Below are 21,526 nucleotides of genomic sequence, written 5' to 3'. Positions count from 1 at the left end.
ATAATACGTTTTCCTCATTCAGAGTCAAGCGGTTATTTTCGCTTTTCTCTGTCAGAATTTCCGGAGAAACCCTTCTGACCCGGCGGCTTGCTTGCCGTTGTTCCGTGTCAGTGGAGGCGCATTATAGGGAGTTATTCTGAGACGGCAAGAGGAAATTTGAATAATTTTACCGTTCGCGTTTTTTTTCAACAAAAGCGCCATTAATTGCGCTATATGCTGTTTTTCCCGCCGTATTTTGCCGCTGAATGGCATACTACAAAGGTAATTAGACATAAAGGAATGACATCTATGTCCTTAAGCGCACAGCAATTGGCGGCACAAAAGAACATTTCGTGGGTGCTTGCAGAGAAATTAGCGCAGAAGATTTTAACCGGTGAATATCCGCCGGAATGCATTCTCCCCGGTGAGATGGAACTTGGTGATCAGTATGGCGTAAGCCGCACCGCCGTTCGTGAAGCAGTAAAGACACTCACCGCAAAAGGTATGGTGCTCCCGCGTCCACGCATCGGCACACGCGTCATGCCCCGGAGCGACTGGAACTTCCTCGATAAAGAACTGCTCTCCTGGTGGCTAACGGAAGATAACTTTGAAGAGGTAGTGAAACACTTCCTTGTCATGCGCAGCAGTCTTGAGCCGCAGGCCTGTATGCTGGCCGCCACGCTCGGCAGCGCGGAACAGAAAGCGAAGCTGAACACATTAATGGAAGAGATGGTCCATCTGAAGCGGCATTTCAACCGCCAGCGCTGGATTGAAGTCGATATGGCCTGGCATGAACAAATCTATGCCATGAGCACCAATCCGTTTCTGACTTCATTCGCTTCACTCTTTCATTCTGTTTATCAAACTTACTTCGCCGCTATCACGCAAAACGAAGTGGTGAAACTCGATCTCCACCAGGCCATCGTTGATGCTATTCAGGAGAGCGACGGTCTGCGGGCGTATCAATCATGCCAGGCATTGTTATCGGCTCCAAATACCCAGGCTGCTAAATAGATGACAGAAAAAAAAGCTCGCAGTATGGCTGGTCTGCCGTGGATAGCGGCAATGGCCTTCTTTATGCAGGCGCTGGATGCCACTATTCTCAACACAGCGCTCCCCGCGATTGCCCATAGCCTGAACCGTTCGCCGCTGGCAATGCAGTCCGCCATCATCAGTTATACATTGACTGTCGCGATGCTGATCCCCGTCAGCGGCTGGCTGGCCGATCGCTTTGGTACACGCCGCATCTTTATGATTGCCGTGAGCCTGTTTACGCTCGGCTCATTGGCTTGTGCGCTTTCAGGCTCTTTATTACAGCTGGTTATCTTCCGTGTGATTCAAGGGGTTGGTGGCGCGATGATGATGCCGGTAGCACGTCTCGCTCTGCTACGAGCCTATCCGCGCAGCGAACTGCTGCCGGTACTTAACTTCGTCACCATGCCAGGCCTGGTTGGCCCAATTCTGGGGCCGGTACTCGGCGGCGTGCTGGTGACATGGGCGAGCTGGCACTGGATATTCCTGATCAACATTCCGATTGGCATCGCCGGATTGCTGTACGCGCGCAAATATATGCCGAATTTCACTACCCCGCGCCGCCGTTTTGATATGACCGGCTTTCTGCTGTTTGGCCTGAGTCTGGTGTTGTTCTCCAGTGGGATGGAATTATTCGGTGAGAAAATTGTTGCGACGTGGATAGCACTGACCGTAATAGTAGTCAGTGTTCTTCTATTACTGATGTATATCCGCCACGCCCGCCGCCACCCGACCCCGCTTATTGCATTACCCATGTTTAAAACGCGTACATTCTCCGTCGGGATTGTTGGCAACCTCGCCACCCGTTTAGGGACTGGATGCGTGCCATTCCTGATGCCATTAATGTTACAAGTTGGGTTTGGCTATCCGGCACTAATTGCCGGTTGCATGATGGCTCCCACGGCTTTGGGCTCCATTCTGGCTAAATCAACGGTGACGCAGGTGCTGCGTTGGCTGGGTTATCGCAAAACATTGGTGGGCATTACGCTGTTCATCGGTCTGATGATCGCCCAGTTCTCGTTCCAGTCGCCGTCAATGCCGGTGTGGATGCTCGTTCTGCCGCTGTTCGTGCTGGGCATGGCTATGTCGACGCAGTTCACGTCGATGAACACTATCACGTTGGCAGATCTGACCGACGAGAACGCAAGTAGCGGCAACAGCGTGTTGGCCGTCACACAGCAGTTATCGATCAGTCTGGGCGTGGCAATAAGCGCTGCGGTGCTGCGTTTTTACGAAGGAATCGAGGGTACGAATACCGTCGAGCAGTTCCATTACACCTTTATTACGATGGGTGCCATCACTGTGGTGTCAGCACTGACGTTTATGCTGTTAAAACCCAAGGATGGCCGCAATCTGATTAAGGAACGGCACAAAAAGCCTTAAGCCGAACCGCGCACCACCAGCTCGGGCGTCAGTTGCACACGCTGCTGTTTCTGCCCGGGCTGTGCCATCCGATGAATCAGCACATCAATAGCCAGTTCGCCCAGCTCATCTTTTGGCTGGTGAATGGTCGTCAACGGCGGCGTCATAAAGGCTGCCAGTTCGATATCGTCGTAACCGACCACCGCCATCTCTTTTGGAATGCTCAAACCCGCCTGATACAGCGCCTGATAGACCCCAACCGCCATCGCATCGTTGCCCACAAACACGGCCTGAGGTGGCACTGGCAGTGCCAGTAAAGACTGCATTGCAGTGAGCCCACCACCAAATTCAAAATCGCTGGTAATGATGTAACCCTCAACAACCGGCAAACCGCTACGCAACATCGCCGCCTGATACCCTTCGAGCCGCAACCGGGCAGGGGTTTTGTCCAACGGCCCGGCAATACAAGCGATGCGCGTATATCCCTTATCAATCAGATACTGCGTCGCCATGTCTCCGCCGAGCAGCGAATTGTCCTGAATTAAGTCACTGTCACCGTCGAATGGTGCCCAGTCCATCATGACGGTAGGAATAGAAGGATAACGCTGGACGATTTCCGGCGACGGTTGATGCGTTTCAGTGCACAACAGCAGCAATCCGTCGACGCGCTTTTGCATCAGCGTTTCAAGATTACTGTTCATCCGCTGTTCGTCGCCTTCGGTATTGCACAGCACCAGACTGTAGCCGCGCTCAAAGCAACTGCGCTCCACGCCGCGAACCAACTCCGAGTAAAACGGGTTGGTACTGGCGGTGATCAGCATGCCGATCGTACGTGTCTGGTTGAGTTTGAGACTGCGCGCCAGAGCAGAAGGCGCATAGTTCAGACTTTTGATCGCCGCATTCACTTTTTCAGTGATCGCTTCGCTGACAAACCTGTCTTTATTAATGACGTGAGAGACCGTCGAGGTGGAAACGCCCGCCAGGCGGGCAACATCCTTCATGGTAGCCAAGCGTTACCTCTGCTGACGTAAAAAATCGTCGATCTCTTTGCGCCATGGAACAGAAGGCTGAGCGCCTTTGCGAGTGACCGCAATCGCTGCCGCCGCATGGGCGAAACGTAATGCTTCCGGCAGGGCCGTACCTTCCAGCAACGCGGTCATCAGCGCGCCATTAAAGGTATCCCCTGCAGCAATGGTGTCGATAGCCTGCACTTTAAAACCAGGAACGCGCTGGCCTTTCCCGTTTTCACTGGCCCACACGCCGCGACTGCCCAGCGTAATAATGACCGTGCCGATGCCTTTATCGTGCAGCACTTGTGCGGCTTTCGCGGCGTCATCATCGTTTTCGACGCGTACGCCAGTCAGCTTTTCCGCTTCGGTTTCATTCGGCGTAATGATATCCACCAGCGCCAGAAGCTCATCAGAAAGCTCACGAGCAGGAGCCGGATTCAGCACGACCGTCGTGTTATTGCCGTGCGCAATTTTTGCCGCAGCCTGCACGCTTTCCAGCGGCGACTCCAGCTGCATCAGCAGCGCGTCGGCGTTGGCGATGCGCTGTTGCTGTTTTTCCACCAGCGAAATGGAAAGCGCTGCGTTTGCGCCTGCATGAATACCGATGACATTCTCACCTTCGCCGTTGACGAAAATCAGCGCTACGCCGGTCGATTCACCTTTCATTACGGTGACCGGGTCAACATCGATATTGTCGCTCACCAGCTGTTTGCGTACGCGTTCGCCAGTATCGTCATCACCGGTACAGGCAATAAACGAAATGTTCGCGCCACTACGCCCGGCCGCAACGGCCTGATTAGCGCCTTTGCCGCCAAACGCCACCTGATACTGATTACCGGTGACGGTTTCACCCGGACGCGGGAAAGATTCAAGGTTAAGAATGTGATCGGCATTGATACTGCCAAGGACGACGAGGTTACCTGCGGTTTTCATAATCATGAGTGTCCGATAAAGAGCGCCACCGGGAATACCGGTGGCGCATGCCACACTTTTCTTTTTGTCCCCTCAGGCTCTTGTTGGCCTGAATCGGTGATGACTTATTGCTTGATGACCAGCTTCAGGTCAACAGGATATTTGGCCTGAACCTTCTCACCTTTCAGCACCTTAGCAGCAACGTCAACGCCCTGGGCGCCGATTTGCTCTGGCAGCTGTGCAATCGTCGCAGCCAGTTTGCCATCATTTACTGCCTTTTCGCCATCCGGCGTGCCATCAAAACCGACAACCATCACATCTGACTTACCGGCAGTCTGCAGCGCACGCAGTGCACCCAGTGCCATTTCATCGTTCTGTGCGAAGACAGCTTTTACGTCCGGATGCGCAGTCAGCAGGTTCTGCATGACGTTCAGACCTTTGGTGCGGTCGAAGTCTGCGGGCTGGCTGGCCAGTACGTTAAATTTATGTGCCGCAACGGCCTGCTGGAAACCTTCACCACGCTCGCGTGCAGCTGACGTCCCGGCAATGCCCTGCAGTTCGATAACTTTCGCGCCTTCACCGGCTTTCTTCGCAATGTAGTCACCTGCGATTTTGCCGCCCAGTACGTTATCAGAAGCGATATGACTGACCACTTCACCTTTCGATGCCTGGCGGTCCAGCGTGATGACCGGGATCTTCGCCTGGTTAGCCATCTTCACGGCGTTGCCCACAGCATCAGAATCCGTTGGGTTGATCAGCAGAATTTTAGTGCCACGAACGGTCAGGTCCTGCACGTTCGCCAGCTCTTTCGCCGGGTTATTCTGGGAATCCAGCACCACCAGGTTGTAGCCCAGTTTATCGGCTTCTTTCTGCGCACCGTCTTTCAGAGAAACGAAGAACGGGTTGTTTAGCGTAGAGATAACCAGCGCAATAGTGTCTTTCGCCATTGCGTTAGCACTCACGGTGGCGCTCAGTGCCACAGCGGAAACCAGGGTAGCCAGTTTTTTCATGTTCATATCTGAGATGTCCTGTTATGTCAGTTATTACTGCTTTTTGTTGTCTACCAGCACCGCCAGCAATATCACCACCGCTTTAACGATCATCTGGTAATAGGAGGAAACACCTAACAAATTCAAACCATTATTAAGGAAACCGAGGATCAATGCGCCGATCAGCGTCCCAACAATGCGACCTTTGCCGCCTGCCAGACTGGTTCCGCCGAGCACTACCGCCGCAATCGCATCCAGCTCGTAGCCCGTTCCGGCCGTCGGCTGTGCAGAAGAGAGGCGCGCCACTTCGATAATCCCCGCCAGTGAAGCCAGCAGACCACACAGCGAATAGACGATAATTTTGACTTTATTGACGCTGATACCGGACAGGCGCGTCGCCGCTTCGTTACCGCCCAGCGCATAGATATAGCGGCCCAGGCGGGTGTGATGCAGCATGTACCACGCCGCGAGGAACACAATCCCCATAATCCAGACTGGCGTAGGAATGCCCAGCGGACGACCGATCCCGAACCAGCCAAACACATCAGCGTTGTCGGTAAAGCCGGTATTCACCGGACTGCCGTTGGTGTAGACCATCGTCACACCGCGCAGCAGCAGCATCATCACCAGCGTGGCGATAAACGCCTGCACGCGGCCTTTCGCGACAATCACACCTGTTACCGCACCAATCGCTGCGCCAGCTGCAAGTGCCGCAGCAACCGCCACCAGCGCGTTAACCTCTACACCCACAATCGACGCCGCAATCGCTCCAGTCAGCGCCAGCAGCGAACCAACTGACAAGTCGATGCCGGACGTCAGGATAACCAGCGTCATCCCTACCGCCATGATGGCGTTCACCGACGTCTGTTGCAGAATATTGAACAGGTTATTAACGGTAAAAAAGTTCGGGCTCATGGTCGAAACCACCGCAATCAGCACCAACAGGGCGATCAGCGATTTCTGTTCCAGCAACCACGCTTTAGTGAAATAGCGGCGACCCGCAACAGCCTGGGTAGTCATCGTTCTTACTCCTGATTCACACGATTAAGCTTGCCCACAGCGGCAGCCATCAATACTTCCTGAGTGGCCTGCTCGCGTGTGAATTCACCGCCGAGACGCCCTTCGTGCATCACCATGATGCGATCGCTCATGCCTAACACTTCCGGCATCTCCGATGAGACCAGAATTATGCTCAGGCCATCTGCTTTAAACTGGTTAATTAGCTGATAAATCTCTTTCTTCGCGCCCACGTCCACGCCGCGAGTTGGCTCGTCGAGGATCAACACTTTCGGACGTGTCATCAGCCCACGGGCAATCGCCACTTTTTGCTGATTACCGCCAGAGAGCAGGCCAATCGCCTGTTCCATTGATGGCGTTTTGACGTTGAACAGACGAATAAAATCGCTCACCGCTTGCTGCTCATCTTTATGTTTCAGTCCACCGCCGCTGCGGCTGAAATAGCGCAGCGCGGTCAGCGACATGTTCTCTTTGACCGACATGCCCAGCACCAGGCCGTCACGTTTGCGGTCTTCGGAGATATACACAATGGCGTTAGCAAGGCCATCCTGCGGGGATTTGGTCACCACTTCGTGCCCGTCCAGCGTCACGTAGCCGCTGGTGCGCGGCAGTGCGCCATACAGCACTTTCATTAGTTCGGTACGCCCCGCGCCCATCAGGCCCGCCACGCCGAGGATTTCCCCTTTGCGCAATGTGAAGCTGACGTTTTCTACGCCCGGTCCGCAAAGGTTATCGACTTTCAGACGCACTTCGCCCGGTTTTTTATCAAGATGCGGATACTGATCTTCGAGTTTGCGCCCGACCATCATTTCAATCAGCGAATCTTCGGTCAGCGTCGCCACTTCGCGCTCGGCGATAAACTGCCCGTCGCGGAACACGGTCACGTCATCGCAAATCTCAAAAATTTCTTTCATACGATGGGAGATATAAACAATGCCGCGCCCTTGAGCTTTCAACTCGCGGATCACGCGGAATAACGATTCGGTTTCGGTGTCGGTCAACGCGTCGGTTGGTTCATCCATGATGATGACCTTTGACTCAAAGCTCAGCACTTTGGCAATTTCGACCATCTGCTGATCGCCAATCGACAGTTCGCCCACCAGCCTGTCGCTTTTAAAGCGCAGGTTGAGTTTCGCCAGCAGTTTATCTGCCTCGGCGTACATGGTTTTCCAGTCGATTTTGCCGAAGCGGTTAACGAACTCGCGGCCTAAGAAGATGTTCTCGGCGATGGTCAGCTGCGGGATCAGGTTCAGTTCCTGATGGATAATGCCGATCCCGGCTTCCTGCGATGATTTTGGGCCGGTAAAGGTCGTTTCCTGACCGAGCCATTTCAGTGAACCGGCATCTTTGCTGTAGATCCCGGTTAACACTTTCATCATCGTCGATTTACCAGCGCCGTTTTCGCCCACCAGCGCCATCACGCGGCCTGCATAAACGTTCAGCGAAGCGCCGGAAAGGGCTTTCACGCCTGGGAACGATTTATCGATCCCTTTGAGTTGAAGTAATGCGTCCATGGCGGCCTCAGAAAGTGACGCCAGCACAGAGAATGATATTCGCATACGGGGAACACTCCCCGCTGCGAATCACCGCCTGACTGTCTGCGGTTTGTTGTTTGAACTGCTCGTGCGTGGTGTAGCGAATTTCAATGGTGTTTCCCTGGTGTTGCTGCAGTTGCTCAAGATGGCTGAGCAACGTTTCGTGGAGTTGCGGATTATGGGTTTTGATTTCCGCGGCGAGAATGGCTGTCTCAACCTGCATTTCCGTCGTGACCACGTCCAGCACCTGCATAAATGAAGGCACGCCTTGAGTTAAGGCCATATCAATGCGCTGTGTACTCTGCGGCACAGGTAAACCTGCGTCACACACCACCAGCGTATCGGTATGCCCAAGACGGGAAATGACCGAGGAGATTTCAGCGTTAAGTACTGTACCTTTCTTCATCTTTTTCTCCACTAGCGAAACGTTTCGCTGGAGATAAGTTTAATCTTAACGGCGTACAGAAAACCACCATCAGGTTGCAGAAGTGTGATCAATATCGAAACGTTTCGCTAAGTGAAATTTGGCAGGGGAAAATGGTTCGGCGGCGCTGCGCTTGCACGGGCCGACGGGAAAAGTAGGCCGGGTAAGCGCAGCGCCACCCGGCATTCCAAAAGACTTAAATCTCGACCTGGGTACCCAGCTCAATCACCCGGTTCGGCGGGATTTCAAACTGATCCGGCGCACGCAGGGCGTTGCGTTGCAGCAGCAGATACAGCTTGCCGCGCAGGCGCAGATACCACGGTCTGTCATTGCCGATGATCAGCGATTCATGCGACATAAAGAACGAGGTTTCCATCATCCGACAGCTCAGCCCTTCGAGGCCGCAGCGGTGGAACACTTCTTCTACGTTTGGCGTTTCGCGCCAACCGTAACTAGCCACCACACGCCAGAACGACGGCGACAACTGCTCAATCGACACACGACGCACGTTGTGTACATACGGTGCATCTTCGGTACGCAGCGTCAGCAGGATCACGCGTTCGTGCAGCACCTTGTTGTGCTTGAGGTTATGCAGCATCGCGAAAGGAATCACATTCAGCGCGCGGGACATATATACCGCAGTGCCCGGCACGCGTACCGGCGGTGATTTCTCCAGCGACGCAATCATCGCTTCAAGAGAATTGCCATGTTCATGCATCCGGCGCAGCAGGCGGAAACGCTCACTTTTCCAGGTGGTCATCACCATGAACATCACCAGGCCCAGCGTCAGAGGCAACCAGCCGCCGGAGAGCAGCTTATCGAGGTTCGCCGAGAACAGCGGAACGTCGATACACAGGAATGCCACCAGGATCAGGAACACGAAGTATTTGTTCCAGTGCCAGTTTTTGCGCGCCACGGTGGTGGCCAGAATAGAGGTCAGCACCATAGTGCCGGTGACCGCAATCCCGTACGCCGCCGCGAGGTTACTGGAATGTTCGAAGCTGACAATCACCAGCACAACGGAAACATACAGCAGCCAGTTAATGAACGGGATGTAGATCTGGCCGGATTCCATTTCCGAGGTATGAATGATGCGCATCGGCGAGAGATAACCCAAACGCACCGCCTGACGAGTCAGGGAAAACACGCCTGAAATCACCGCCTGAGAGGCAATGACCGTCGCCAGTGCAGCGATGATAAGCATCGGGATCAGCGCCCATTCAGGGGCCAACAGGAAGAATGGGTTTTTGATCGCTTCCGGGTGTTTGAGCAGCAGCGCGCCCTGACCAAAATAGTTCAGCACCAGCGAAGGCAGAACAACGGTGAACCAGGCGATACGAATCGGCAGTTTGCCAAAATGGCCCATGTCCGCATACAGCGCTTCCACACCAGTGATTGAGAGCACCACCGCGCCGAGCGCCACAAACGACACGGTTTTATATTCAAGGAAGAAATGCACCGCCCAGTACGGGTTCAGCGCGTGGAGCACGTCCGGGTTGTCGATGATGCTGCGAGCCCCAAGCACCGCCAGCAACAGGAACCAAATCAGCATGATAGGCGCAAAAAGTTTGCCCACCAGCGCAGTGCCGTGCTTTTGAATCGCAAATAACAAGGTCAGCACGCCTATCGAGATAGGCACTATCCAGCTATCAAGCTGTGGGGCGATGATTTCAAGGCCTTCAATGGCTGACATCACCGAAATGGCAGGGGTAATCACCACCTCGCCATAGAAGAAGCTGCCGCCGATAAGCCCGAGGATCACCAGCACCGACGTCATGCGTGCCGAGGTATTACGACCCGCCAGTGACATGAGTGTCAGGATCCCGCCTTCTCCGGCGTTATCTGCGCGCATCACGAAAGTGATATATTTCAGGGAAACAGTAAAAATCAGCAGCCAGAAAATCAGAGACAGGAAGCCGAAAACGGCATCGCGTTCAACGCCAAATCCAAACTGGCCTGAGAGGCATTCTCTCAATGTATAAAGCGGGCTAGTACCAATGTCACCGTATACCACGCCGATGGCCGCAAGGGTGATCGCCGGCAACGATTGCTTATTCTCAGTGCTCATAGACTCGTCTTTGGTTTAATAAGACAAATGTGTACCCGGTTCCCTGGCTCACAAAAGGCGCACAGTATGCACGATTAATTAGAGAATCGTACTCCAAATTGACTTCAGATTAACCTTACTCAAAAAAATATAGGCGACTTCCTGCCCTATCAACATCCGACTGCAAACGGCTATAATCGCTTGATAGCTGGATAAATGGCGGAAGGACACCACTCAATTATGGCGCAAACACACTTATTAGCAGAAAGAATTTCCCGACTCAGCCAGTCCCTGGAAAAAGGGCTTTTTGAGCGCAGCCATGCCATCCGGTTGTGTCTTCTGGCGGCACTGAGCGGCGAAAGCGTGTTTCTCCTCGGCCCGCCGGGAATAGCGAAAAGCTTGATAGCCCGCCGTCTTAAGTTCGCCTTCCAGCATGCCCGCGCCTTTGAATATCTGATGACCCGTTTCTCTACGCCCGAAGAAGTCTTTGGCCCCTTATCGATTCAGGCCTTAAAAGATGAAGGACGTTACGAACGCTTAACGGCAGGTTATTTGCCAGAAGCAGAAATCGTGTTTCTCGATGAAATCTGGAAAGCGGGCCCGGCTATCCTGAATACCCTGCTGACCGCCATCAACGAACGCAGCTTCCGTAACGGCGCGCATGAAGAAAAAATCCCCATGCGCCTGCTGGTGGCCGCATCGAATGAGTTACCGGAAGCCGACAGCAGCCTGGAAGCCTTATATGACCGCATGCTGATTCGCCTGTGGCTCGACAAAGTGCAGGACAAAGGTAATTTCCGCTCTTTGCTTATCAATCATCAGGATGAAAGCGCTAACCCGGTGCCTGAAAATCTGCAGGTCACTGACGAAGAGTTCAAACAGTGGCAGGTGGATATTGGCGGAGTAAAGCTCTCCGATGCCGTCTTTGAACTGGTTTATCAGCTGCGCCAACAACTCGATGCGCTGCCGAATGCGCCCTATGTTTCTGACAGGCGCTGGAAAAAAGCAGTTCGCCTGTTGCAAGCCTGCGCCTTTTTCAGCGGTCGCGACACCATTGCGCCTATTGATCTGATCCTGTTGAAAGACTGCCTGTGGCATGACGCGGAAAGCCGTAATCTGATGCAGCAGCAGATGGATGTTTTGATGACCGGGCACGCCTGGCAGCAACAAGCCATGCTGACGAAACTCGGCGCGATTATTCAGCGCAGACTCCAGCTACAACAACAGCAAAGCGACAAAACCGCGCTGAAAGTGTCGCGCCTCGGCGGCATGTTCAGCCGTAAACAGCATTACGAACTGCCCGACGATGTACAGGGCCCGACGCTCACGCTGCTCCTGCAACAACCATTAAAACTTCACGACATGAACGTGGTGCACATTACGCTTGAGCGCCCGGCATTGGCGAACTGGCTGGAAAAAGGCGGGGAGATTCGCGGCAAGCTCAACGGCATCGGCTTTGCGCAGGTACTGAATATGGAAGTGGATACCAGCCTGCATTTGCTGTTGCGTGACGTCAGTCTGCAAGGTTCACGCCTGGCGCTGCCGGGGAACGCGACTCCTGAAAATATGCCCGGGGAAATCAAACAGCAGTTAGATGCACTGGATGATGAATGGCATCAGCAGCACACCCGTTTTAGCGAACAACAGAAGTGCCTGTTCATTCATGGCGACTGGTTAGGAAAAATCGAAGCCAGCTTGCAGGACGTCGGTGAGCAGATCAAACAGGCCCGGCAGTAATGCTCACGCTCGACACGCTTAACGTGATGCTGGCCGTCAGCGAAGAAGGGATGATCGAGGAAATGATCATCGCTTTGCTGGCCTCACCACAGCTAGCGTTGTTCTTTGAAAAATTCCCACGCCTGAAAAACGCTATCACCGAAGACATACCACGCTGGCGGGAGGCGCTGAAAGGGCGACTTAAAGAGGTGAGCGTGCCTCAGGATCTCAGCGATGAAGTCATGGCCTATCAACAGAGTCAGACCTTATCGACGACGCAATTTATTGTCCAGCTTCCGCAGATCCTCGCCCTTCTACAAAAAGTGCATTCGCCTTTTGCCGAGCAGGCTAAACAGTTAGTGGCTAACAACGCCCACTTTACTGCCGCGCTGCATACGCTGTTTTTGCAACGCTGGCGGCTGAGTCTGGTGGTACAAGCGACGACGCTCAATCAACAGTTGCTGGAAGACGAGCGCGAACAACTGCTGAGCGAAGTGCAGGAACGCATGACCCTCAGCGGTCAGTTAGAACCCGTTTTAGTAGAGAACGACAATTCTGCCGGGCGACTGTGGGATATGAGCGAAGGCCAGTTAAAGCGTGGCGATTGGCAGCTTATCGTCAAATACGGTGATTTTCTCAGTGAACAACCGGAGCTGATGCGGCTGGCGGAACAATTGGGACGATCGCGCGAGGCCAAATCCGTACCGAAAAAAGATGCGCCGATGGAAACCTTCCGCACGCTGGTACGTGAACCGACGACGGTGCCTGAACAGGTCGACGGATTGCAGCAAAGCGACGACATTCTGCGCCTGCTGCCACCTGAACTGGCGACGCTCGGAATTACCGAACTCGAATATGAATTTTACCGGCGGCTGGTGGAGAAGCAGTTACTCACTTACCGACTGCACGGCGACGCATGGCGGGAAAAACTCAGCGAACGCCCGGTCGTTCATCAGGACTTCGACGAACAACCACGCGGGCCGTTCATCGTCTGCGTCGACACATCGGGTTCAATGGGCGGGTTTAATGAGCAGTGCGCCAAAGCGTTTTGTCTGGCATTGATGCGCGTGGCGCTGGCGGACAATCGTCGCTGTTTCATTATGCTGTTTTCCAGCGAAGTGGTGCGCTATGAGTTGACCGGTCCACAAGGGCTGGAACAGGCGATTCGCTTTTTGAGCCAGCGCTTTCGCGGCGGAACGGATATCGCCAGCTGTTTTCGCGCCATTATCGAACGTATGCAGGGCCCGGAATGGACCGATGCCGACGCGGTGGTAATTTCTGATTTTATCGCCCAGCGGTTGCCGGACGACGTGGTAACGAAGGTGGGTGAGTTACAACGCAAACATCTGCACCGTTTTCACGCGGTGGCGATGTCCCAACACGGTAAACCCGGCATTATGCGCATCTTCGATCATATCTGGCGCTTTGATACCGGGCTGCGCAGCCGACTGCTGCGCCGCTGGAAACGTTAATTAAAGCAGTGAACCGACGCTTTCGCGGACTTGCTGCGGCCATACGCCACACTGAACCTGACCGATATGCGGCAGTTGCAGCAGTAACATGGTCAGACGCGACTGACCGATCCCGCCGCCCACGGTTTGTGGCATCTCGCCGCGCAGCAGCGACTGGTGCCATTCCAGCTGCAAACGATCTTCATCCCCAGTAAGTGCTAACTGACGTTTCAGCGCTTGCGCATCCACACGGATCCCCATTGATGAGATCTCAAACGCATCTTCCAGCACCGGGTTCCACACCAGAATGTCACCGTTGAGGCCAGATAAACCGGCTTCACCTTGAGTGCTCCAGTCATCATAATCCGGCGCACGAACATCATGGCGCTGACCATCAGACAGTTTGCCACCGATGCCCACCAGGAACACCGCGCCCAGCTCTTTGGCAATCGCGCGCTCACGGCCTTTCGCATCCAGACCCGGATAGCGGGTCAGTAATTCTTCACTGTGTACAAAGTGGATTTGCTCTGGCAGGAACGGTGCCAGACCAAACTCTTTGCTGACTGCAGACTCTGTAGCTTTGATCCCGGCGTAAATCGCTTCCACCGTCGCCTTCAGCGTACCGGTGTGGCGCTCGCCGTCGCCCATTACGCGCTCCCAGTCCCACTGGTCAACGTAAACGGAATGGATAGCCGAGAGGCGGTCTTCATCGGGGCGAAGGGCTTTCATGTGCGTGTAGAGCCCTTCGCCTGCGCTGAAGTCGTGTTGTCCGAGTGTCTGACGTTTCCACTTCGCGAGGGAATGCACCACCTCGAATTGGGCGTCAGGCAAGTTTTTCACTTTTACCTGTACCGCTTTTTCGCAACCAGAAAGGTTGTCCTGAGTGCCATCCCCCACACGGCTTAAGATCGGCGCCTGAACTTCAACGAGTCCAAGTCTGTCTTCGAGCTCACGAGAAAAATGGGACTTAACGAAACTAATCTGGCGTTGTTTTGCGATGTAAGCGGTTTTCATTTTTTATTACTCCTGCGTCCTGTTGCCTTTGATTAAGCAACAGAAGGCGGGTGTAATTCAATAACCCGCAAACAAAAAGCCCTTGTTGATTTCAATTCATCAAAATAAGACGCTAAAATAGAAAGAATCATCAAACATCATAAGAAAATCCTATGGAAAATTATCAGATCGACAATCTCGACCGCGGCATTCTTGAGGCGTTAATGGCCAATGCGCGCACCGCGTATGCAGAATTAGCCAAACAGTTCGGCGTCAGCCCGGGCACCATTCATGTACGCGTAGAGAAAATGAAACAGGCGGGAGTGATCACAGGCGCGCACATTGATATCAGTCCGAAACAGCTCGGGTATGACGTCTGCTGCTTTATCGGCATCATTTTGAAAAGCGCCAAAGATTATCCCTCTGCGCTGGCGAGACTGGAAAGTCTTGATGAAGTCACCGAGGCGTATTACACCACCGGTCACTACAGCATCTTTATTAAGGTCATGTGCCGCTCGATCGATGCCCTCCAGCAAGTACTTATCAACAAGATCCAAACAATCGATGAAATTCAGTCCACCGAGACGCTGATCTCCCTGCAAAACCCGATCATGCGTACCATTCGCCCGTGATCGGGCATTTTAATCCCACATCTTTCCACAGGTAGATCCCAGCCCACACACAGCGTACAATGTTCCACTCAGGAATAAGGGGTGGACCTTCATGGCAGACATTACACTTATCAGTGGCAGCACCCTTGGCGGTGCCGAATACGTTGCGGAACATCTGGCTGAGAAGCTGGAAGACGCGGGTTTTTCCACTGAAACACTGCATGGCCCCCTGCTTGAAGATCTGAATGCGAGTGGCGTCTGGCTGTTGATTAGCTCCACGCACGGTGCGGGTGACATCCCGGATAATCTTGTTCCTTTATATGAAGCAATAAAAGAAGAGAAACCGGATCTCTCAGCCGTACGTTTCGGTTCCGTCGGGATTGGCAGTCGTGAATACGACACGTTCTGCGGCGCTATCGACAAAATCGACAGTGAACTGATCGCCTGCGGAGCCAAACAGATCGGTGAAACACTCAAGGTAAACATCCTTGATCATGACATTCCGGAGGATCCAGCAGAAATCTGGCTCGGATCCTGGACAAAACTGATCTAAGTTTTGTAAAGATCACCGTTTTTTTTGTGTATAACTCTGGTTAAAAGCACTTATCAACCGGTAGTTATCCCAAGGATAAGGTTTGGTTAGTTTTTGAGTTGTGCATAACCCTTCATTCTGATCCCAGCTTATACGGACCAGGATCACCGATCATTCACAGGCTGTGATCCTTCTTAAGCGTTTGATCTAAAAAGCCGGATCCGCCTTATCCACAGAAATTGGCGATCCTAATAAGAGATCACAATAAAACAGATCTCTAAATAAAAGATCTTCTATTAAATACCCAGGATCCCGGGAGCTTTCTCCGACAGCCAAAGTTGAGTAGAATCCACGGCCCGGGCTTCAATCACTTTTCAAACCGCTTTCAAGCGAGGCAGACCACCATGTTTTATCAGGATCCTTTTGACGTCATCATCATTGGCGGGGGTCACGCAGGCACTGAGGCCGCGATGGCCGCAGCACGTATGGGTCAGCAAACCCTGCTGTTGACACACAATATCGACACGCTAGGGCAGATGAGCTGCAACCCGGCGATTGGCGGCATTGGGAAAGGACACCTGGTAAAAGAAGTGGATGCACTTGGCGGCCTGATGGCGAAGGCAATTGACCATGCCGGTATCCAGTTTAGGATACTAAACGCCAGCAAAGGGCCAGCGGTTCGCGCCACTCGTGCTCAGGCCGATCGTGTGCTGTATCGTCAGGCTGTTCGCACTGCGCTGGAGAACCAGCCGAATTTAATGATCTTCCAGCAAGCCGTTGAAGATCTGATCGTCGAAAACGATCGCGTTGTCGGGGCTGTCACCCAAATGGGTCTCAAGTTCCGTGCCAAAGCCGTAGTGCTGACAGTCGGCACTTTCCTCGATGGCAAAATTCATATTGGTCTGGATAACTACAGCGGTGGCCGTGCTGGCGATCCGCCGTCCATTTCGTTGTCTCGTCGTCTGCGTGAGCTGCCATTGCGTGTTAATCGCCTGAAAACCGGTACACCGCCACGCATTGATGCCCGCACAATCGATTTCAGCGTCCTGGAGAAGCAACACGGCGATGATCCAATGCCCGTGTTCTCGTTCATGGGCAATGTGGCACAGCATCCACGTCAGGTGCCTTGTTACATCACCCATACCAACGAAAAAACCCATGACGTGATTCGTAATAACCTCGATCGTAGCCCAATGTACGCAGGCATTATCGAAGGGATTGGCCCACGTTACTGCCCGTCGATTGAAGACAAAGTCATGCGCTTTGCCGATCGTAACCAGCACCAGATTTTCCTCGAGCCGGAAGGGCTGACCTCTAACGAGATTTACCCTAACGGGATCTCCACCAGCCTGCCGTTCGATGTGCAAATGCAGATTGTCCGTTCAATGCACGGCATGGAAAACGCGAAGATCGTCCGTCCGGGCTATGCGATTGAGTATGATTTCTTCGATCCACGCGATCTGAAACCTACGCTTGAAAGCAAATATATTCAGGGTCTGTTCTTTGCAGGACAAATTAACGGCACGACGGGATACGAAGAAGCGGCCGCCCAAGGATTGCTGGCCGGACTCAACGCCGCCCGCAGTTCTGCGGACAAAGACGGTTGGGCACCGCGTCGCGATCAAGCCTATCTCGGCGTGCTGGTAGACGACCTTTGCACTCTCGGCACCAAAGAACCGTACCGCATGTTCACCTCCCGTGCGGAATACCGCCTGATGCTGCGTGAAGATAACGCCGATCTGCGTCTGACCGAACAGGGGCGTGAGCTGGGTCTGGTGGATGATGAACGCTGGGCGCGTTTCAACGAGAAACTGGAAACGATTGAACGTGAACGTCAGCGTCTCAAAACGACCTGGGTTAACCCATCGGCCGAATCTGCCGAGGAAGTGAATGCGAAACTGGCCGCGCCGCTCTCGCGTGAAGCCAGTGGAGAAGACCTCCTGCGCCGTCCTGACGTCACTTATCAACAACTGGTGACGCTATCGCCGTTTGCGCCGGGTCTGAACGATCCTCAGGCCGCTGAACAGGTTGAAATTCAGGTGAAATACGAAGGCTATATCGCCCGCCAACAGGAAGAGATCGAACGACAGCAGCGCAACGAGAACACGATCCTGCCTGCGACGCTTGATTATCATCAGGTTTCAGGGTTATCGAACGAAGTGATCGCGAAGCTCAACGATCACAAGCCGTCTTCTATCGGCCAGGCTTCTCGTATTTCAGGCGTGACCCCCGCTGCCATTTCCATTTTGCTGATCTGGCTGAAAAAACAGGGTCTGCTGCGCCGCAGCGCCTGAGTCATTGAACAATCGCCCGGTGGCGTTATGCTTACCGGGCCTACAAACCCGTATGGCGGAGTGTCATCTGCCAAAATCTGCTCAACAGGTACCTACTTTGCTCAACAAACTCTCTCGTCTGCTCGCAGAAGCAGGCATTTCGTTGTCCGATCACCAGCAACAACAGCTGGTGGCCTACGTCGAACTGCTCCACAAATGGAATAAAGCGTACAACCTGACTTCTGTGCGTGATCCGAACGAGATGCTGGTCCGTCATATTCTCGACAGCATCATTGTCGCACCGCATTTGCAGGGCTCCCGTTTCATTGATGTCGGTACGGGTCCGGGCCTGCCAGGAATTCCGTTGGCCATTGTTCTGCCGCAGGCACAGTTCACACTGCTCGACAGCCTTGGTAAGCGCGTACGTTTCCTGCGCCAGGTACAGCATGAGTTGAAACTGGATAACGTAACGCCGGTTCAAAGCCGCGTCGAAGAATATCCGTCTGAACCCCCGTTCGATGGCGTAATCAGCCGTGCCTTTGCTTCGCTGACCGACATGGTGAGTTGGTGCCATCACTTGCCTGGCGAGCAGGGGCGTTTTTACGCGCTGAAGGGTTTGGTGCCTGAAGATGAAATCGCACAGTTGCCTGCAGAATTCGAAGTAGAAGAGATAGTTAAACTCAAGGTTCCACAGCTGGATGGTGAGCGCCATTTGGTTAAAATTAAGCCAGCGATTATTTAATCTTTATCAAATAATGTGGTTATTACGCATCACGCAAAGTGTTAAAACGAGAGGCTTAAAGCAGTGAAATGTTCAGTTACATTTAACGGATTTATCACTGCTTTTTTGCATTTAGTTCACATAGGCTGATTTGGTTTACCGTAAAAATAGTCAACACCGAAAATATCAGCCTGCTAAAAATCGTCTTTGTGAATAAACCTTTAATGTTAAATCTTTATTAAAAATGTCAATCAAAGGTTTTTCAGGTGTATAGGTCTGTTTTAAAAAAACTCTGGAAAATTTGTTATTAATTTCAAAAAGATGAATTCCCGGAATTTTTTCTATGCGTCTATTCGATAGTCGTGAAAATGTTTTTTTTGTGATCGAAGACACGCTTTTATGCCCGATTTTTCTCAAAGTTTGCCCGTTTGAGGGATTGTTCACACTTTCATCAAAAGTGGAAAAACGGTACAGTCGAAAAATATTTAAACATTTATTCACCTTTTCGCTACTTATTGTTTGAATTCACGAGGCGTCACCGTATAATTTGTCCGCTTTTTGCTGCTTGACTCCGAGTCGCAAAGGACGTTTTATACGACTCGCGACATACCTCGAAGGGAGCAGGAGTAAAAACGTGATGTCAGTGTCGCTCTTGAGTAGAAACGTTGCTCGTAAGCTTCTGTTCATTCAGCTTCTGGCAATAGCGGCAAGTGGATTGCTGTTTTGCTTCAAAGACCCCTTCTGGGGCATCTCCGCAGTGTGTGGAGGTTTGGCGGTTGTCGTGCCAAATGCATTGTTTATGATTTTTGCCTGGCGTCATCAGGCGCATACACCTGCTAAAGGCCGAGTGGCCTGGTCCTTCGCCCTCGGTGAAGTGTTCAAGGTGTTGCTGACCTTTGCCCTCCTTGCGGTGGCGCTGGCGGTTGTTAAAGTGGTATTTTTGCCGCTGATAGTGACGTGGGTTTTGGTGCTGGTGGTACAAGTTCTGGCACCAGCTGTAATCAACAACAAAGGGTAAAAGGCATCATGGCTTCTGAAAATATGACGCCGCAGGAATACATAGGTCATCACCTGAATAACCTTCAGCTTGATCTGCGTACTTTCTCGCTGGTGGATCCGCATAACCCCCCGGCCACCTTCTGGACGCTCAACATTGACTCCATGTTCTTCTCGGTGGTGTTGGGTGTGTTGTTCCTGGCCTTGTTCCACGGTGTTGCTAAAAGAGCAACCAGCGGTGTCCCAGGAAAATTCCAGACGGCTATCGAATTAGTCATTGGCTTCGTTAATGACAGCGTCAAAGACATGTACCATGGTAAGAGCAAGCTGATTGCTCCGTTGGCACTGACTGTGTTTGTCTGGGTATTCCTGATGAACCTGATGGACCTGTTGCCAATCGACCTGCTTCCTTTCATCGGCGAACATATTTTTGGTCTGCCTGCTCTGCGCGTGGTGCCGTCTGCGGACGTGAACATCACCCTCTCAATGGCGCTGGGCGTGTTTATCCTGATTCTTTTCTACAGCATCAAAATGAAAGGCGTTGGCGGCTTTGTTAAAGAGCTTACCCTGCAGCCGTTCAATCACTGGGCGTTTATTCCGGTCAACCTGATCCTGGAAGGCGTCAGCCTGCTGTCTAAACCGATTTCTCTCGGTCTGCGACTGTTCGGCAACATGTATGCGGGTGAGCTGATTTTCATTCTGATCGCGGGCCTTCTGCCGTGGTGGTCACAGTGGATTCTGAATGTGCCTTGGGCCATTTTCCACATCCTGATTATTACGCTGCAAGCCTTTATCTTCATGGTTCTGACGATCGTCTATCTGTCGATGGCGTCTGAAGAGCACTGATTCTTTACCAACACTACTACGTTTTAACTGAAACAAACTGGAGACTGTCATGGAAAACCTGAATATGGATCTGCTGTACATGGCTGCCGCTGTGATGATGGGTCTGGCGGCAATCGGTGCTGCGATCGGTATCGGCATCCTCGGGGGCAAATTCCTGGAAGGCGCAGCGCGTCAACCGGATCTGATTCCACTGCTGCGTACTCAGTTCTTTATCGTTATGGGTCTGGTGGATGCTATCCCAATGATCGCTGTCGGTCTGGGTCTGTACGTGATGTTTGCTGTCGCGTAGTAAGTAGTCGTCAAATTTTAAGAGGTATTGTGCTGTGAACATGAACGCAACAATCCTCGGCCAGGCCATCGCGTTTATTCTCTTTGTCTGGTTCTGCATGAAGTATGTATGGCCGCCATTAATGGCAGCCATCGAAAAACGTCAGAAAGAAATTGCTGACGGTCTGGCTTCTGCAGAACGCGCTAAGAAAGATTTGGACCTTGCACAGGCCAACGCGACAGACCAGCTGAAAAAAGCCAAAGCGGAAGCTCAGGTTATCATTGAACAGGCTAACAAACGCCGTTCACAGATCCTGGACGAAGCCAAAGCGGAAGCAGAACAGGAACGCACTAAGATCGTGACACAGGCTCAGGCTGAAATTGATGCTGAGCGTAAACGTGCTCGTGAAGAACTGCGTAAGCAGGTTGCGATTCTGGCTGTTGCTGGCGCCGAGAAGATCATCGAACGTTCCGTGGATGAAGCTGCTAATAGCGACATCGTGGACAAACTTGTCGCTGAACTGTAAGGAGGGAGGGGCTGATGTCTGAATTTGTTACGGTAGCTCGCCCCTACGCCAAAGCAGCTTTTGACTTTGCTGTCGAACACCAAAATGTCGACCGCTGGCAGGATATGCTGGCGTTTGCCGCTGAGGTAACGAAAAACGAGCAAATGGCAGAATTGCTTTCAGGTGCACTGGCACCGGAAACGCTGGCTGCCTCGTTTATCGCCGTTTGTGGCGAGCAGCTGGATGCCAACGGCCAGAACCTGATTAAGGTTATGGCCGAAAATGGTCGTCTGCGCGTGCTCCCTGA

At 52.7% G+C, this 21,526-nt stretch carries 21 protein-coding genes; 13 read left to right on the top strand and 8 right to left on the bottom strand.

Going from position 1 to position 21,526, the window contains the following annotated elements; translation table 11 throughout:
- The first annotated feature begins 288 nt into the window (after nt 1-288).
- Together VH187_RS05855 and mdtD are read left to right on the top strand one after the other, a co-directional pair.
- Nucleotides 289-993 carry a FadR/GntR family transcriptional regulator gene (locus VH187_RS05855; protein WP_329700548.1) on the top strand — a complete coding sequence of 235 codons (705 nt, stop codon included), beginning with the start codon at nt 289-291 and terminating at the stop codon, nt 991-993.
- Nucleotides 994-2,394: a multidrug transporter subunit MdtD gene (mdtD, locus tag VH187_RS05850; protein ID WP_329700547.1), complete on the top strand. Its 1,401-nt coding sequence runs from the start codon at nt 994-996 to the stop codon at nt 2,392-2,394.
- On the opposite strand, the gene rbsR is transcribed toward mdtD, so the two are convergent.
- The 7 genes from rbsR to kup all read right to left on the bottom strand — a co-directional run bounded on the left by rbsR (nt 2,391) and on the right by kup (nt 10,328).
- A complete protein-coding gene (gene rbsR, locus VH187_RS05845) occupies nt 2,391-3,383 on the bottom strand; it encodes a ribose operon transcriptional repressor RbsR (RefSeq protein ID WP_329700546.1) in 993 nt (330 codons plus the stop codon). The two genes, mdtD and rbsR, sit on opposite strands and share 4 nt — an antisense overlap.
- Nucleotides 3,384-3,386: 3 nt before the next feature.
- On the bottom strand, nt 3,387-4,316 hold the full coding sequence (gene rbsK, locus VH187_RS05840) for a ribokinase (protein ID WP_329700549.1): 930 nt from the start codon (nt 4,314-4,316) through the stop codon (nt 3,387-3,389).
- 104 nt (nt 4,317-4,420) lie between these two features.
- Nucleotides 4,421-5,311 carry a ribose ABC transporter substrate-binding protein RbsB gene (gene rbsB, locus VH187_RS05835; RefSeq protein WP_329700545.1) on the bottom strand — a complete coding sequence of 297 codons (891 nt, stop codon included), beginning with the start codon at nt 5,309-5,311 and terminating at the stop codon, nt 4,421-4,423.
- Nucleotides 5,312-5,338: 27 nt separating this feature from the next.
- The gene (rbsC, locus tag VH187_RS05830) at nt 5,339-6,304 is read right to left on the bottom strand and encodes a ribose ABC transporter permease (protein ID WP_329700544.1); all 966 of its coding nucleotides are present in this window, start codon (nt 6,302-6,304) and stop codon (nt 5,339-5,341) included.
- A 5-nt stretch (nt 6,305-6,309) separates the two neighbouring features.
- Entirely contained in the window at nt 6,310-7,815 is a 1,506-nt protein-coding gene (rbsA, locus tag VH187_RS05825; protein WP_329700543.1) for a ribose ABC transporter ATP-binding protein RbsA, read from the bottom strand.
- Nucleotides 7,816-7,822: 7 nt separating this feature from the next.
- Nucleotides 7,823-8,242: a D-ribose pyranase gene (rbsD, locus tag VH187_RS05820; protein ID WP_329700542.1), complete on the bottom strand. Its 420-nt coding sequence runs from the start codon at nt 8,240-8,242 to the stop codon at nt 7,823-7,825.
- A 214-nt stretch (nt 8,243-8,456) separates the two neighbouring features.
- The gene (gene kup, locus VH187_RS05815; protein WP_329700541.1) at nt 8,457-10,328 is read right to left on the bottom strand and encodes a low affinity potassium transporter Kup; all 1,872 of its coding nucleotides are present in this window, start codon (nt 10,326-10,328) and stop codon (nt 8,457-8,459) included.
- Between the two features lie 219 nt (nt 10,329-10,547).
- Between kup and ravA the strand changes: the two genes are divergently transcribed.
- Both ravA and viaA read left to right on the top strand, forming a co-directional pair.
- The gene (gene ravA, locus VH187_RS05810) at nt 10,548-12,044 is read left to right on the top strand and encodes an ATPase RavA (RefSeq protein ID WP_329700540.1); all 1,497 of its coding nucleotides are present in this window, start codon (nt 10,548-10,550) and stop codon (nt 12,042-12,044) included.
- Nucleotides 12,044-13,495 (top strand): ATPase RavA stimulator ViaA, encoded by a 1,452-nt coding sequence (gene viaA, locus VH187_RS05805; protein WP_329700539.1) that lies wholly within the window; start codon nt 12,044-12,046, stop codon nt 13,493-13,495. Before ravA ends, viaA begins: the two co-directional genes overlap by 1 nt.
- Here viaA and asnA read toward each other — a convergent pair whose 3' ends face one another.
- The gene (gene asnA, locus VH187_RS05800; protein ID WP_329700538.1) at nt 13,496-14,488 is read right to left on the bottom strand and encodes an aspartate--ammonia ligase; all 993 of its coding nucleotides are present in this window, start codon (nt 14,486-14,488) and stop codon (nt 13,496-13,498) included.
- A 152-nt stretch (nt 14,489-14,640) separates the two neighbouring features.
- Between asnA and asnC the strand changes: the two genes are divergently transcribed.
- The 9 genes from asnC to atpH all read left to right on the top strand — a co-directional run.
- A complete protein-coding gene (asnC, locus tag VH187_RS05795; RefSeq protein ID WP_329700537.1) occupies nt 14,641-15,099 on the top strand; it encodes a transcriptional regulator AsnC in 459 nt (152 codons plus the stop codon).
- A gap of 91 nt (nt 15,100-15,190) precedes the next feature.
- Nucleotides 15,191-15,631: an FMN-binding protein MioC gene (mioC, locus tag VH187_RS05790; RefSeq protein WP_329700536.1), complete on the top strand. Its 441-nt coding sequence runs from the start codon at nt 15,191-15,193 to the stop codon at nt 15,629-15,631.
- 383 nt (nt 15,632-16,014) lie between these two features.
- Nucleotides 16,015-17,904 (top strand): tRNA uridine-5-carboxymethylaminomethyl(34) synthesis enzyme MnmG, encoded by a 1,890-nt coding sequence (mnmG, locus tag VH187_RS05785; RefSeq protein ID WP_329700535.1) that lies wholly within the window; start codon nt 16,015-16,017, stop codon nt 17,902-17,904.
- 97 nt (nt 17,905-18,001) lie between these two features.
- A complete protein-coding gene (gene rsmG, locus VH187_RS05780) occupies nt 18,002-18,625 on the top strand; it encodes a 16S rRNA (guanine(527)-N(7))-methyltransferase RsmG (protein ID WP_329700534.1) in 624 nt (207 codons plus the stop codon).
- A 616-nt stretch (nt 18,626-19,241) separates the two neighbouring features.
- Nucleotides 19,242-19,622 (top strand): F0F1 ATP synthase subunit I, encoded by a 381-nt coding sequence (atpI, locus tag VH187_RS05775; RefSeq protein WP_329700533.1) that lies wholly within the window; start codon nt 19,242-19,244, stop codon nt 19,620-19,622.
- Nucleotides 19,623-19,630: 8 nt separating this feature from the next.
- Nucleotides 19,631-20,446, top strand: coding sequence for a F0F1 ATP synthase subunit A (gene atpB, locus VH187_RS05770; protein WP_329700532.1), 816 nt, complete (start codon nt 19,631-19,633; stop codon nt 20,444-20,446).
- A 49-nt stretch (nt 20,447-20,495) separates the two neighbouring features.
- A complete protein-coding gene (atpE, locus tag VH187_RS05765) occupies nt 20,496-20,735 on the top strand; it encodes a F0F1 ATP synthase subunit C (protein WP_000429386.1) in 240 nt (79 codons plus the stop codon).
- A gap of 34 nt (nt 20,736-20,769) precedes the next feature.
- Entirely contained in the window at nt 20,770-21,240 is a 471-nt protein-coding gene (gene atpF, locus VH187_RS05760; RefSeq protein ID WP_014072436.1) for a F0F1 ATP synthase subunit B, read from the top strand.
- A gap of 14 nt (nt 21,241-21,254) precedes the next feature.
- The coding region (gene atpH / locus VH187_RS05755; RefSeq protein ID WP_329700531.1) for an ATP synthase F1 subunit delta at nt 21,255-21,526 on the top strand (272 nt) is incomplete at its 3' end.

The sequence above is a fragment of the Scandinavium sp. genome, assembly GCF_036271055.1.
Classification (GTDB): domain Bacteria; phylum Pseudomonadota; class Gammaproteobacteria; order Enterobacterales; family Enterobacteriaceae; genus Scandinavium.
This window is presented reverse-complemented; position numbering and strand designations above follow the sequence as displayed.